The following is a 14,117-nucleotide window of genomic DNA, read 5'->3' as shown; positions in this document are numbered from 1 at the left end:
AGTTTGCTTGTAAAAAAAATTTAAAACCAAATTAAAGATTATCTTAACTCTTCGATAATTGAGTTTGATGTAAAAAAAGCGATCGCTCTCTCGATCGAGTATGATGGATTTCCCGTGAGAGTCTTAGTTCCAGGTTGGGCTGGGATTGCTTCTGTTAAGTGGGTTGGCTCGATTCAGGTTTCTGAACAACCTCTCTATAGCGAGTGGAATACCAAAGAATACGTTTTGATCGGACCAGAATACCCACCCGAACCAGGTTCGCCTGCTTTGGGGAAGATTATAACAACTCAAGTGGTCAAGAGTGCCTTCGAGTTGCCCTGGGATGCTAAATTAAGTGCGGGTCAATATCTTCTACGCGGGCGTTCGTGGTCGGGTCAAGAAACGATTGCCAAGGCAGAGGTGAGTTTGGATGGGGGTCGAAGCTGGCAACAGGCGAGATTGCACCAACCTAATTTCGATCGCGCTTGGGTACGCTGGGGTATAGATTGGTCTCCTCAGAAAGGAACTTATCAATTACAAGCTAGGGCAACCGACGATAAAGGAAATACTCAGCCCGCGAGCGTGCCTTTTTTTAATGAAAAAGGATATTTGTATGGGGGTATAATCAGCCATCCAGTCACGGTTACTTAACTAAGGACTATTGTTTATTTCCCAATACAAAAACGGCTAAAAATACGATCTAACACCGATTCTGTTACTTCTTCACCCGTAATTTCTCCCAGCGCTTGAATAGCAGTTCTAAGATCGATTGTCCAGAAATCGAGAGGAAGTCGAGCGTTAATTGTTTCTTGCACTTGTTCTAGGGCAACTTTGGCGCGGGTTAGGGCAGCAGATTGTCTTTGGTTAATCGCTAAGTCTAAATTAGCTGCTGTTAAATTTTCAGCTCGAACTATCTCTAAAATAGCCTTTTCTAAACTCTCAATTCCCTCATTTTTAGCAGCCGCAGTCTTGACAAAATGCTTAATTTGTGATGGATATTTTGTCGATTCAGCAGTAGCGAGATCGATTTTATTAATGACAAGAATTAGCGGGCGGTTTTTGACTTGTTGATAAATTTCCTCGTCTTGGTCAGTCCAACCTGCTTGGGCATCTATAGTAAGTAAAATTAGATCGGCAACTTGGGCAGCATGGCGCGATCGCTCTACGCCAATTTTCTCGACAGTATCCTCTGTTTCTCGGATTCCCGCCGTATCTAACACCTGGACGGGAATGCCACCGACGACTAATTGAGATTCTACTACATCGCGAGTCGTTCCGGGAAGATCGGTCACGATCGCGCGATCGCTGCGACTCCAAGCATTCAACAAACTTGATTTTCCCACGTTGGGACGACCGACGATGGCAACTTTTAATCCAGTACGCAGCAATTCGCCCCTATCTGCGGTGGCGAGAATATCTTTAACTTGGCGCAATACTACTTCTAGGCTAGCGCGAACCTCGTTTTCATCCAAAGGTGGCAAATCTTCTTCAAAATCGATTCTCGCCTCGACTTCGGCAAGAATATCCAAACAAGTTGCCCGCAACTGGCGAATGGGATGGGCGAGTTTTCCTTGTAATCCTGCTAGGGCTATCTGGGAAGCTTGAGGAGACTGCGCCCCAACTAATTCTGCTACGCTTTCTGCTTGGGTGAGATCGATGCGTCCGTTGAGAAATGCCCGCAGGGTAAATTCACCCGGTTGCGCCAATCTTGCTCCTAATTCTAGGCACAATTGTAAGACTTGCTGGACGGGGATAATACCGCCGTGGCAGTGAAATTCCACGACATCTTCGCAGGTATAGGAACGAGGCGCTAACATAATCAGCAATAAAGCTTCATCTACCAGTTGTTTGGTTTTGGGATGGCGAATGTAACCGTAGAGGATGCGATGGCTTTCCCACGGTTGCTTTCCTGGGGCATCAAAGAGAGTACGGGCAATTTCTATGGCTTTTGCGCCAGATAAGCGCACGATGCCGATACTTCCCTGTTGGGGAACGATAGCAGTTGCGATCGCGGCGATGGTATCTCCTCGAACTAACATGGATTTATCTTATGGGCTTCTATTGTAAAAATAACAAAATCAGCCTTTGAGCTTATTTGCGATCGCCTAATTACATTAAAAGTAACTGCTAAAAATTAAGGAGTCAGAAAATTTGTTTCTGGCTCCTTATTACTTATGTTATAAATGCTTTTCTCAGAATTTTCTTCTAGCAAACAACCCTGTCGATTAAGAAACACCTAGTTCTAAAGCCATCAAGAGAACTACTCCTATACTCGTCAGTGCCAAAACTAATAACCAGCCAATCGAGTTAGCTAAATGAGAGTTCTGTGAAAGTTTCATGGCGAATCCTTACAAATTTTCAAAACCAAGGGGTTAATTTCTAATTATCATAGGCAAACAACCGCAACAAAAATCAGAAAAGATATCTTTCTTAATTTTTCTTGACTTATTTTCATTAATTTTTATGTATCCTCGCGAAAATATGGCTAGTGTAAAATTTACATGCAGTTATCAGAGATAACTCGTATTTTCTTGAAATTTGTAATTATAAATTTTCAATGTCGCGCAAAAAAGAGACAATTACACTGTCTATTTCACCAGGAACCAAAGAGAAACTAGAAGCGATCGCCCGTCGTTTTAATATCTTTTGGGGTAAAAGTCCCAGTCCATCTGGCTTAATCGCCGCGATCGCGCAGCAAGAATTAGAAGTTGGCGAACCGTTTGTCCTTACTCAATTGCAATTACAAGCTTTAATTAAAGCGATTAAAGCACTGATAAATTCTGGAGAAATCAAAGATGCCCAGCTTTTGACCGAACTCTTGTTCGAGCGAGGCAGCTTAGAACCCTTTTTACGTCAATCCCTCTTAAGACAGATTAGTCAGCCAACGGAAATTTGGCGCAAAATTCTCGAAGAACAAATTCAAAAACAACAGCCTTTTCTGCTGTTATATCTGAATTCACAAGGATTAGAAGAAACTTTTACCGTTCGCTGGGCAGATCTACAATTCTTTGAAAAAGAGTTTTATCTAGTTGCGTGGTGCGAAGAGACATCGGGTAGCGAGGAAGTTCTTGCCCTAGTTCACAACCGCTGCTTCCGTCTCGATCGCATTATTAATATTTTACCTGTAAATAAAATTTGGCGTAAGAATTTAGACTTTATTTTAGTGAAATTACATTTTTGGGGAGATTCAGCTAAAAGGTATCAAAAACGGACAGAAGATGTAGAAATTTGGACTTTTGACGGTATTTGTAAAGTCACTCGAAAAGTTTTCAACACCTTTTGGCTAATGCAAGAAGTTTTAGCCAATGGAGAAAATTGCGTAATTGTTTCGCCAGACAGCGTGCGCGATCGCATAAAAATGAAAGTACAAATGATGGCACAACAGTACGATCTCGCTATTTATAAAGAATAAATGGGGATAATGAGTATAATGTACTTATATATAAATCCCCTCAAGTAGCTGAGAGGATACTCATGAAGATTATTAGACAGCCGCTTTCTGCATAGCGATTGGTAACAGGAAGACACCACTTGTGCGACTCGAAGGCCGGATCTCATAATTTGCTTGAATTTGCTTATTAACGCTTCCAGATAGACTGGGACTACCATACCGTTCGCCGACCTGAATAATTGCGAAGTAGTGGGTCTCTAGAAGCTTAGTCAATTCCTGTTCATCTAACGCACCTGTTTTTAGCTTTTGACCAGTATTGAAAACATCTACCTCGAACGATTTTTCAGCCCAGTAGCAAAGCGCGAGATCCTCACACATGGCTGGGGTCCATCATGGGCTGCAATGAAGGCAATATCCTGTGCAACCAATGCTTTTTCATTCTCTAGGTTTCCTAGGAAAAGCAAAAGGTCTACCCCTCTTTGTGGTATCGTGAATAGCACTGTTAAGCAGAGAACGAACATTCCGGTAATCCGAACCAAAGAGGACTTTGGCGTTTTTCGATCCAAAATGTTTAGCCTTGAAAACATTTCCCCAAAACGTTGGATGGCAAGCCCACTCATGAGCGTGAGACCAATGATTAGGTCAAATATTGCTTTGAAATTCACTCCTGCACCCCCAGAAATGTAAATGCCCCAGATACCTGCCAATAAAACGTAAAAGGCTATCAATTGTGTGTAACGATTAGTATAGTCAATCGCTAGGAGGATCGAACCTGAAGCAAGTAAAAGGAGCAAGGGAGTGAACCGCCTTTCCACCAGATGCTCCGCCATGTTTCCCAGTCCCCAATGGCGAGCAGCAGCCAAGAGACTTGTGAAAAAGTTGGAGCCGTAGATCGAGTAAAATAGTCCTAGACAGCCGACGAGCATCGCGAGCGAAGCAGCCAACCAAACATAAAAGCTCCGACGCTTGTAGAAAAAGAGCCACAGCGTAATCGCAAGCGTCAGTGTGAGGAGATTGTGCTTAACTAGACCGCCGACGAATATAATCACCAGTGACAGAATCAATAGTCCATCCGTTTGATTGCTAGTCAAAAACACGAGAAAACCAATTAGCTGAATAGCATGGGCTAACATCTGCGGATCGTTCATGCCAATATATTCGTAGTGATGTCCTGCCATGTAGGCGAGAAACACAACAGCAGAAAATAGGGCAATTAAACTCCATTTACCGAGTCGCTGGACAATCAGTCCGATATTTATGGCAATAATTAAAAGGCTTACAAAAGAAATGATGCGTCCGGCAATGATATTGTCGCCAACGAGCAAACCTAAGCTTCCGGCGATATAGAAAGATAGAGGGGGATAGTTGTTTGATGTCAGTGCCTTGAGATCCGGATAAAGAGGTCGGTCGCTGAAGGCACGCATGGCTTGAAAAGCATTCCATCCTTCGTTATAGTTCTTTGGATCGCGAATGGAATCTCAAGTATTGGCTTAGCCAGCAGCATGAGAGTTACGACAACAAGTAACGACAGGATAAAAAAGCTGCCATATCTCTCGCAAATTTTGATTAACAGGCGTTGCATGACCTCTAATCTCTTAAAGTTTTCTCAAATTTTAAGAGATTATCTAGCCGAATAAAACGAAGAAGCAATCGGGGTTTCGGCGATCGCGATCGCGATCGATTATCTCTCAAGACATGTTCGCTACAATAAGGATAAATGGAGGTTCAGAATTTTTTTATGCGAGATCGCGCGATCGCTTGGCTAGCCGAAAATGTATCGGCTCACCGACTGCAACATATTCTAGGCGTGGAGCAAATGTGTATCGAACTTGCTCGCTGCCATCGAGTCGATCCCCTAAAAGCAGCGCAAGCCGGATTGCTGCACGATCTCGCTAAATTTTTCAAGCCAACTCGCTTGCTTGAGATAGCAAAACGAAACGGTCTGGAAATCGATCCCATTTGCCAAGCTAATCCCCATTTATTGCACGCCGATGCAAGCGCGATCGTAGCGCGAGATGAATTTGGGATAAGCGATCGAGAAATCTTAGATGCTATCCGCAATCATACTCTCGGTCGTCCTCAGATGAGTCCGCTTAGTTGTATCGTTTTCGTAGCCGACGCTCTCGAACCCAATCGAGGCAAAATTCCCGAACTCGAAGCCATACGTCAAGTTAGCTGGCAAAATCTTTATAAAAGCGTACAGCAAACCTGTGACTATTCCTTAAAATGTTTGGTCGATAGCAATAAAACTATTCACCCGCGCGTAATTTTGACGCGCAATTGGGCATTACAAGTTGTTAAGAAACAAATGGAGAAAGCAACATGTAACAGTTGAGCGAAGTTTACATCCCGAACGCAATTCCCAGACATTGATTAGTTCCAAATAAAACAATAGCTTTCGCAGAGTGTAATGACAAATCGCGATTTTCAAAAATCCCCACACACAAATCTATCGACAGTAGCAATTACCAGCCAGACATCAGACGATTTATCCCACCGTTTAGCCGAGACGATCGCTCAAGCAGCTGACGATCGCAAAGCGTCTGATATTGTCGTTCTAAAAGTGACCGATGTATCTTATTTAACAGATTACTTTGTCATTGCGACCGGCTTTTCGAGAACTCAGGTAAGAGCGATCTCCGATTCGATTGAAGAGAAAGTCGCTAGAGAGTGTCACAAAAATCCTTTGCGGGTAGAGGGCAAAGGAGAAGGTTCTTGGATTCTTCACGATTATGGCGATGTAATCGTTCATATTTTTATGCCTCAAGAACGAGAATTTTATAACCTAGAAGCGTTTTGGGGTCACGCAGAACGGATTAACATCCCTTCCTTATATAACTCATCACAAGAGTAGTAGCCATGAAGGACTCTTCCGTTCAATCGTGTCCCGTTCCTGACGAACAACAACCTCTTAAAGAATACGAACAATTAAAAGATTCTTGGTTCTTTCGTTGGGCAACTCTCGAAAGCCTTCCCTATTGGAGAAAATTTGCTTGGGTATGGCTTTGGGGCTGGATTGTCGTTGGACCGATTGCGGCGGCTAGTTTCCCGCCTCAAAAACATCCATTCTTATTTGCCTTATCTGGCGTGTTAGGGACTAGCTTGCTAGTAGCGTTAGTGTTGTTGAGGCTCTACTTGGGTTGGTATTATATCCGCGATCGCCTCAAATCTGAGAAGGTATTTTATGAAGAGTCGGGATGGTATGATGGCCAAATTTGGCAAAAGCCACCAGAAGCAATCGCGCGCGATCGGTTAATCGTTTCTTATCAAATCGAGCCGATTATGCAACGCCTGCGACGAACGGCTTTAATTTTGGCAATCTTAGTCGGGATTGGCTGCCTAATCTGGCTCTTTCTCTAAAAATCGAGCCAATCCTTTCATCCAAAATCCTTTCATCCAAAATCGAATGACCAGAGGAAAACGAACCCAAGCACCGAGACTCGAAGTTCATTTACTCAGAGAAGGAATCGTAGAATCCACCCATCAAGTTGAAGCGACCGTCTGCGACGATAAAGGACGGATTTTGCTAGTTGCAGGAAGCGCCGAAACGACAGCTTTTATTCGTTCTGCCCTCAAACCGTTTCAGGCATTAGCCGTCACTAGCACGGGGACTTTAGAACGCTACGATCTCACCGACAAAGACTTAGCCATTATTTGCAGTTCTCATCGCGGTACTATCGAACAGGCACGACAAGTTTTTAACGTTCTCTGGCGTGCCGATATCGATCCCAGTTTCCTTCAATGTCCCATCCCAGACGGCGCTCAAAGTCCGCTACAGCATAACTGTTCTGGAAAACATGCCGGAATGCTAGCCGTTTGCCAGCAGCGCCATTGGCCCCTCGATACCTATTTGCGGCGTTCCAACCCTGTACAGCAGCTAATTTTAGGAAAAATAGCCGAATTATTGGGAATGCCGGGAGAAGAGTTAATTAGCGCTCGCGATGACTGTGGCGCTCCGACTTACTCGATGCAGATAGGACAAATGGCGCATTTATACGCTCTACTCGCTTCTGGTAATAGTGTGGACTTAGAACGCATCGTTCGAGCAATGACTTATTATCCGCAAATGGTCGCTGGCGATGGGGCATTCGATACTGAATTGATGCGATTGAGCGAAGGGCATTTGGTCAGCAAATCTGGTGCAGAAGGCATTCAATGCGTCGGTCGTATTGGCGAGGGAATGGGCTTAGCGATCAAAGTTATAGATGGTTCTAAGCGAGCTAAATATGCTGTCGCCCTTCATCTACTCAGGCAAATGGGCTGGATTAGTACGACGGTAGCTGAAACTTTGTCCGAACGATTTATGATTTTGAGTCGTTACAAGCGTTTAGAAGCGATTGGCGAATTATCAATGCCTTGAAATTTTTCGACAATTAGTTGTTAGTAGCCTATTTTCCTGTTATACTAGGAAAGGCGACGCGGGATAGAGCAGTCTGGTAGCTCGTCGGGCTCATAACCCGAAGGTCGGTGGTTCAAATCCGCCTCCCGCCACTGATAAGCCCTGTCCGGAGAAGTTCCGACAGGGCTTAATTTTTCTGGCTTTTACGAGTTAAGGATGTGATAATAAATCTTTCTACATCCTTTAAATGTCTTTGGGTTTTGGCAAAGACATCTGTATCTAAAACCTTAAAGACTTCCTCAAAATTCATGGCTCTATTCAGTGTCAATTTTTTGTTTTGATTGGAACGAATGCAAGTAGCTACTACAACTAGGTTTTGACCGATTACGGAATACAATTAAGAAAAACTTTAAGACATTTAGCAACTTTTTTTATTTGTCCAAATGGTTTTAGGGATAGATCGCTACATGTTTTTCAAAGATAGAGAAATTTGCCAATTGCCAGAAAAATAAAACCAACTGAATTTATCAAAATTTTCCCGAATAAATTTGAGGTAAGAATCCTGAATTTTTCTGTATCGACATCTTCTATTTTTTGGATATCAATTGAATTATAAGTTAATTTTTGTGCGGCTAAAAAGTCGAGGAGCAATTCATAAAAATGATATAAAAAATGAAAATTGAAAATTTTTTCTAATCAGGATCTACGTTCAAATCCTCACTTAGCTGTTTTTTCTCTAATAAAGTGGGAAATTTTGTTGTTATTACCCCTCTTTTGAGAGGACTAAAAGAGAAATATCCTCACTCTACGTTAGATTTTTTTGGCAGTGAAATTACTAAAGATTTTGAGATTCATAGTCCATATATCGACTGGAGATTTTCACTTTATACTGAAAGCCCAGACTTTCTGGAGACTTTAGTCCAAGCCGTTCGCCAACGTTTTGAAGTGGCTTGAGCTTATGATTTAGCCATCAATTGCGATGAGTGTAGTGAAATTAATTTAGTAACGGTTGCGGCTATCCGCCCTACTTATGTGGCTGGAGGAGCGTTATCTTCAGATTTTCGCCATTAAGTCTATTTCTGCTGAGAATGAAGAGAATTTAGAAAATCCAAAACCAACTTATATGTTTAATATTTTTGGCGATCGCAATCCTAGCAGACGTTATATTTTAAATCCATTCGAGAATACTGTAACTAACTACTAAGAAAAATAAATTGCAATGAATAATAGTACTAAATCCTCAATTGAAACCTCTGAAATAGCTCAGTTTTTTTTAACAAAGCACTTCTGGAGTATAGATCGGGAAATTTAGATAATGTAGAAGAAATATTAAATTATATCTTGGCCGATTTTCCCGATTCTATAGAGGCATTAAAATTGCGGGCTTTGCTATCTCGTAAGGTTAATAATTTTGAGCGAGCTATTTTGGATTACAAAAAATTATCGCTCTAAATCCCAATGATGCCGATTCATACTATCAAGTAGGTAGAATATATCAAGAGCAAGAAAAATTTAATGAGGCTATTCAGTATTTTCAACAATCATTAGCTTTAGAGAATAATGTTACTAACTCTTGGAATGGTTTGGCTTATTCTCTTGCAAAACAGGGAAGATTGGAGGAAGCAATTGAAATCTTCGATCGCTTGCTAGAAATCGAACCAGATAATATAAAATGTCGCTGGAATTGCAGTTTAACTTTTTTAAAAAAGGGCGATTTTAAGAAAGGACTGCCAGACTTTGAGTGTAGAAAACACTTACCTAACTTCCACAAATCTTATCTTGGGGAGCGATCGATGTGGGATGGTTCTGATCTAAATGGAAAGACCATTCTACTGCATAATGGCGATGATGGGTTTGGCGATATTATTCAGTTGATTCGCTATGCTCCTCTAGTCGCTCAAAAAGGTGGACGAGTAATTTTCGCTTGTCCAAAGCCTCTGTTTCGATTGTTCGGTTGTATCTCTGGTATCGATCGATTAGTAATTCTAGAAGACAAGTTACCAGATACAGATGTTTATTTACCGCTCTTAAGCTTACTTTACTACTTGGGAACGACTCTAGAGACTATACCCGCTAAAATTCCCTATATAAATTTGCCAAAAAATGACCAATGGAAAGATGGGAATTTACCCATAGTTCCACAAGGATTTCCAAAAACTCGGTTCAAAATTGGTATTGTTTGGTCGAGCGGTCATCGCGAACGATGAGGCGATTTAAACTGTTACAGAGACTGTCCTTTATCCTTATTTATTAGTTTGTTGTCGATTCCCGAAGTTAGTCTCTATAGCCTTCAAGTTGGAAAATGGACTAGTGAAATCGATGAATTTAAACATGAAAATCGACTGTACGATTTATCTCCTCAGATTAAAGACTTTGCCGATACTGCTGTTTTGATTTCTCAGCTAGATTTGGTAATTTCTGTCGATACAGCCGTTATCCATCTAGCTGGGGCAATGGGCAAACCTGTCTGGACTTTATTAGGCTTCGATGCGGATTGGCGATGGATGCAAGACCGCGAAGATACTCCTTGGTATCCGACGATGCGACTGTTCCGCCAGCGCCAGCATGGAGATTGGGAGAGCGTTTTCGCGCAAGTCATTCCCGCATTAAAACAACACTTGGCTCGCGATCGCGTTTGAGATGAAATATCCCAACGTTCTACAACATAGTCAAGAAGATTGCGGTGCTACCTGTCTGGCGACGATTGCCAAATATTATGGGCGTACTTTTACCATTAGCTACGTTCGCGACATTGCTGGGACGGGACAGCAAGGAACTACCCTTTTGGGACTCAAACGCGGTGCAGAATCCCTGGGGTTTAATGCCCGTTCTGTCACTGCCTCGCCTGTCATTTTAGACCGGATCGAAAAAGCACCCCTGCCAGCCATCATTCACTGGCAAGGTTATCATTGGGTCGTTTTATACGGGAGACAAGGCAAGAAATTCATCGTTGCCGATCCCGCGATCGCGGGTATCCAATATTTTGAGAAAAACAAGCTTACAGAGGCTTGGAGAGATTGGGTCATGCTTCTATTAGAACCTGACCCAGTGCGTTTTTTGGCTAAGGAAGACCAAAAGGACAAAATCGGTGGATTCGCCCTCTTCCTCAAGCGCGTCTTGCCGCATCGCTTCATGCTTACCCAAACGCTACTCCTTAACCTAGTTCTAGGAGTACTCTCCCTGGCGCCCCTTTTTCTGATCCAGGTTCTTACTGACGACGTTCTCGTCCGGCAAGATAGCCAATTACTGGCTCGCATCGTTATTGCCGTGGTAATTATGAACCTTGTCAGTAGCAGCCTGCGACTGGTTCAATCTAACCCGATCGCTCACCTCGCCCAACGCATACAATTAGGGCTAAATTTTGAGTTCGGTCGCCAAATTCTGCGTTTGCCCCTCAACTACTACGAAACTCGCCGCAGTGGCGAAATTGCCAGCCGTCTAGAAGATATTCAACAATGTCGGTAATATTGTCTTGCTTTGGTTGGGCAGCCTACTCGTCATCCGTCAGGAATTAACTATTGGAATGCTGTTGGCGTTTAACAGCATGAATGGCAACCTGACCTTGTTTACGAATACTGCCGTTAGTTTTGTCGATCAATTTATCCGTACCCAAACAGCCGTTCAGCGTCTTGGTGAAGTCATTGAAGCCAAGCCAGAAACTCAAGAGGATGACCTGAAATCGTTTGCCAAAATTCCTGGAGATGCTGACATCGTTTGCACCAACCTCAACTTTCACCACCCAGGTAGACTCGACTTGTTGCAAGACTTCTCCGTTACGCTTCCAGGGGGTAAAGTCGAATGGCACTAAGATAAGAGGAACGCCTTGCGCAATCAACATCGCAGACTTTGTAAGTGCTGAAGTTAGAATGCGTCGCGCGTGCAATGACGATCCAAAATGTTTTCAATTGGGAGAAAAAGCTTTCAAGCCCGTAAAATACTTTTTTGGAACTTGAAAGCCAATTGGAATAATAATATTGTGACAAATCGTGTCAGAGTTCTTCAAGAAAAATTTAGGCAGAGTCTGGGACTACCGTTTGAGAATTTATTGCCGTCATGGGAGATTCAAAAAGTTATCGATGAATTAAAAGTTAAATATCGTCGGCGATTATTTGACCCAATAGTAACTCTGTGGACTTTTCTCTCTCAGGTTTTAGATGTTGACAAAAGTTGCCACAATGCAGTGAGCCGAGTGATTGCTTATTTAGCTAATCAAAGAGTAGAAATTCCTAGCTCGGATACGAGTGCTTATTGTCAAGCACGGTCTAGATTACCAGAAAATCTCTTAGAAAAACTTTTTGGTTCTACGGCACAAAGTTTAGAAGAAAAAGTGACAACCCAATATTTGTGGTGCGCTCGCCATGTAAAAGTGATAGATGGAGCTAGCGTGTCGATGCCTGATACGATTGAAAATCAGAAATCTTACCCTCAACCGAGTAGTCAAAAACTAGGGTGTGGTTTTCCAATCGCGAAAATTGGTGTGAGATTTAGCCTCGCTACGGGTGCGGCTATTGCTTTAGTCATCGATGTTCTCAACACTCACGCTCTGAAATTAGCCAGAAAATTGTATCAATTTCTCAAGCCTAATGACATACTTTTAGGCGATCGCGCTTTTTGTGCCTATGCGGATTTGGTGACTCTAATGAACCTTAAGTGTGATGCAGTATTCCGTAAACATCAGTCCCGCCAGATGTCCATGCGTAGAGGAAAACTTTTTGGAGACTGTGACAAACTTGTAATTTGGCATAAACCTAAAAATGCCCCAATGGATTAAGTGAAGAGGAATTTTTGGCTCTGCCTGAAACTTTGATTGTCCGAGAAATTTCTTACTACATTTTTATTCCTGGATTTCGGACTTCATCTGTTAGCTTAATCACAACTTTACTGGATACAGAAACTTATCCTACATTAGAACTTGTTAAACTTTACGATTGCCGATGGGATGTTGAAGTAAATTTAAAACATCTGAAAACTACTTTGGGCATGGAAGTTTTACGAGGTAAAACTCCCGCTATGGTAGGTAAAGAACTTTATGTTTATTTGCTTGCCTACAATTTGTTACGTACCTTAATGTGGGAATCTGGTACGACTTACGGTGTGCCACCAGTACGCTTATCATTACAAGGAACTCGTCATCACTTGCATAATTTTATTCCTCAATTATTAGCTGCTTCATCCGCACAACTTCATCAAATTTATCGGACTTTACTAAAAGTTGTTGTTCACAAGTCGGTGAGCGATCGCCCCGGCAGAAGTGAACCAAGAGTTCGTAAACGTCGCCCTAAAGCTTATCCTTTGATGAAGCAGCCTAGACATCAGTACGCCGAACAATGGCAAACTGCTTGAATGATAAGTGTTTCCACTTATCTTAGTGCCATTCGTCTCATATTGCCAAGTTGAGAAAACGTAATCCTTTGTGGCAAACAGTAGGATCTCAAGCAGTACAGGATATCTGTCAACGCATTGATAAAGCCTAGCAGTTATTTTTTAAGCACAATAAAAAGGGAGTTAAACCACCAAGTTTTAAGAAGGTCAAGAAATACAAATCCTTCACCCTTAAGCAAGCAGGTTATAAGTTCCTGGGTGGCAATAGAGTCAAAATTGGTAGTAGAGTTTATCAATTTTGGAAGTCCAGAGAGATTGAGGGAACGGTCAAGACATTAACCATCAAACGCACACCGTTAGGTGAGTTATTTATGGTCATTGTTGTTGATGGTAGTAATCGAGAAGTCGAACGCCAGTCGCCACAAGTCGGGGAACCCGCCCATGGCGCTGGCTCAGTTAAAATGGGTAAAATCGCTGGCTTTGATTTTGGATTAAAAACATTTCTCACCGGCTCAGACGGAACAAGAATTGAGTCTCCCCAATTTTTCAAACAGTCTCTAAACGCTATCAAGAAGGCTAGTAAGCATCTCTCTAAAAAGCTAAAAGGATCATCCAATAGAGAACGAGTAAGGAAGAATTTAGTACGCCAGTACGAAGATGTTTCTAATCGTCGGCGTGATTGGTTTTGGAAGTTAGCCCACGAGTTAACAAATAAGTTTGATGTACTTTGCTTTGAAACTCTCAACTTCAAGGGAATGCAACGTCTTTGGGGCAGGAAAATATCTGACGCTTGCTTTGGGTGAGTTCCTACGAATTCTTGAATGGGTAGCCAAAAAGAAAGGTAAATTAATTGTATTTATTGACCAATGGTATCCATCTAGTAAGACTTGTGCGTGTTGCGGACGCGTTTTAGAAAAGTTAGATTTGTCCATTAGAGAATGGCGCTGTCCATCTTGTCAGTCAATTAATGGTAGAGACGACAACGCATCTCAGTTAATTTGTGCAGTCGGGGCATCGACTGTTGGGTTAGGTGATGTAAGACCGTATGAAACTGCAATCGCTGTTGGACCCTAGAATCCCCGCAAT

At 42.4% G+C, this 14,117-nt stretch carries 12 protein-coding genes, 1 tRNA gene and 2 pseudogenes; 13 read left to right on the top strand and 2 right to left on the bottom strand.

Annotation, left to right across the window (positions count from 1 at the left end; translation table 11 throughout):
- The first annotated feature begins 114 nt into the window (after positions 1 to 114).
- Positions 115 to 630 (top strand): molybdopterin-dependent oxidoreductase, encoded by a 516-nt coding sequence (locus PLE7327_RS14015; protein WP_051036446.1) that lies wholly within the window; start codon positions 115 to 117, stop codon positions 628 to 630.
- Positions 631 to 644: 14 nt separating this feature from the next.
- Here PLE7327_RS14015 and mnmE read toward each other — a convergent pair whose 3' ends face one another.
- A complete protein-coding gene (gene mnmE, locus PLE7327_RS14010) occupies positions 645 to 2,018 on the bottom strand; it encodes a tRNA uridine-5-carboxymethylaminomethyl(34) synthesis GTPase MnmE (RefSeq protein WP_015144464.1) in 1,374 nt (457 codons plus the stop codon).
- A gap of 518 nt (positions 2,019 to 2,536) precedes the next feature.
- Here mnmE and PLE7327_RS14005 point away from each other — a divergent pair.
- Entirely contained in the window at positions 2,537 to 3,391 is an 855-nt protein-coding gene (locus PLE7327_RS14005; protein ID WP_015144462.1) for a YafY family protein, read from the top strand.
- 305 nt (positions 3,392 to 3,696) lie between these two features.
- Here PLE7327_RS14005 and PLE7327_RS14000 read toward each other — a convergent pair whose 3' ends face one another.
- Entirely contained in the window at positions 3,697 to 4,794 is a 1,098-nt protein-coding gene (locus tag PLE7327_RS14000; protein WP_041392155.1) for a 6-pyruvoyl-tetrahydropterin synthase-related protein, read from the bottom strand.
- A 314-nt stretch (positions 4,795 to 5,108) separates the two neighbouring features.
- Between PLE7327_RS14000 and yqeK the strand changes: the two genes are divergently transcribed.
- The 11 genes and pseudogenes from yqeK to PLE7327_RS26635 all read left to right on the top strand — a co-directional run bounded on the left by yqeK (position 5,109) and on the right by PLE7327_RS26635 (position 14,105).
- Positions 5,109 to 5,705 (top strand): bis(5'-nucleosyl)-tetraphosphatase (symmetrical) YqeK, encoded by a 597-nt coding sequence (gene yqeK / locus PLE7327_RS13995; protein ID WP_015144461.1) that lies wholly within the window; start codon positions 5,109 to 5,111, stop codon positions 5,703 to 5,705.
- 75 nt (positions 5,706 to 5,780) lie between these two features.
- Positions 5,781 to 6,224, top strand: coding sequence for a ribosome silencing factor (gene rsfS, locus PLE7327_RS13990; RefSeq protein WP_015144460.1), 444 nt, complete (start codon positions 5,781 to 5,783; stop codon positions 6,222 to 6,224).
- Between the two features lie 5 nt (positions 6,225 to 6,229).
- A complete protein-coding gene (locus PLE7327_RS13985) occupies positions 6,230 to 6,730 on the top strand; it encodes a CGLD27 family protein (protein ID WP_015144459.1) in 501 nt (166 codons plus the stop codon).
- 46 nt (positions 6,731 to 6,776) lie between these two features.
- Positions 6,777 to 7,730: an asparaginase gene (locus PLE7327_RS13980; protein WP_015144458.1), complete on the top strand. Its 954-nt coding sequence runs from the start codon at positions 6,777 to 6,779 to the stop codon at positions 7,728 to 7,730.
- Between the two features lie 57 nt (positions 7,731 to 7,787).
- Positions 7,788 to 7,861: transfer RNA gene (locus PLE7327_RS13975), tRNA-Met, on the top strand.
- A gap of 1,287 nt (positions 7,862 to 9,148) precedes the next feature.
- Positions 9,149 to 9,916, top strand: coding sequence for a tetratricopeptide repeat protein (locus PLE7327_RS22765; RefSeq protein ID WP_083888302.1), 768 nt, complete (start codon positions 9,149 to 9,151; stop codon positions 9,914 to 9,916).
- A gap of 48 nt (positions 9,917 to 9,964) precedes the next feature.
- A complete protein-coding gene (locus tag PLE7327_RS22760; RefSeq protein WP_015144455.1) occupies positions 9,965 to 10,348 on the top strand; it encodes a glycosyltransferase family 9 protein in 384 nt (127 codons plus the stop codon).
- 1 nt (position 10,349) lies between these two features.
- Positions 10,350 to 11,505 (top strand): annotated as a pseudogene (locus PLE7327_RS13960) (cysteine peptidase family C39 domain-containing protein); the annotation flags it as partial.
- A 180-nt stretch (positions 11,506 to 11,685) separates the two neighbouring features.
- Positions 11,686 to 12,480: an IS4 family transposase gene (locus PLE7327_RS25375; RefSeq protein ID WP_217523152.1), complete on the top strand. Its 795-nt coding sequence runs from the start codon at positions 11,686 to 11,688 to the stop codon at positions 12,478 to 12,480.
- A gap of 14 nt (positions 12,481 to 12,494) precedes the next feature.
- Positions 12,495 to 13,052 (top strand): transposase, encoded by a 558-nt coding sequence (locus PLE7327_RS25370; RefSeq protein WP_217523150.1) that lies wholly within the window; start codon positions 12,495 to 12,497, stop codon positions 13,050 to 13,052.
- Between the two features lie 41 nt (positions 13,053 to 13,093).
- Positions 13,094 to 14,105: pseudogene (locus tag PLE7327_RS26635) on the top strand (RNA-guided endonuclease InsQ/TnpB family protein).
- The last annotated feature ends 12 nt before the right edge of the window (positions 14,106 to 14,117 follow it).

This window comes from Pleurocapsa sp. PCC 7327, assembly GCF_000317025.1.
GTDB lineage: Bacteria > Cyanobacteriota > Cyanobacteriia > Cyanobacteriales > Microcystaceae > Hydrococcus.
Note: the sequence above shows the minus strand (reverse complement) of the source record. Positions and strands in the feature narration are given on the sequence as shown.

Coding starts and splice junctions, on each gene's coding strand:
- PLE7327_RS14000 (WP_041392155.1), bottom strand. CDS start 4,794: ATGCGTGCCTTCAGCGACCGACCTCTTTATCCGGATCTCAAGGCACTG.
- mnmE (WP_015144464.1), bottom strand. CDS start 2,018: ATGTTAGTTCGAGGAGATACCATCGCCGCGATCGCAACTGCTATCGTT.
- yqeK (WP_015144461.1), top strand. CDS start 5,109: ATGCGAGATCGCGCGATCGCTTGGCTAGCCGAAAATGTATCGGCTCAC.
- PLE7327_RS14005 (WP_015144462.1), top strand. CDS start 2,537: ATGTCGCGCAAAAAAGAGACAATTACACTGTCTATTTCACCAGGAACC.
- PLE7327_RS13985 (WP_015144459.1), top strand. CDS start 6,230: ATGAAGGACTCTTCCGTTCAATCGTGTCCCGTTCCTGACGAACAACAA.
- PLE7327_RS13980 (WP_015144458.1), top strand. CDS start 6,777: ATGACCAGAGGAAAACGAACCCAAGCACCGAGACTCGAAGTTCATTTA.
- rsfS (WP_015144460.1), top strand. CDS start 5,781: ATGACAAATCGCGATTTTCAAAAATCCCCACACACAAATCTATCGACA.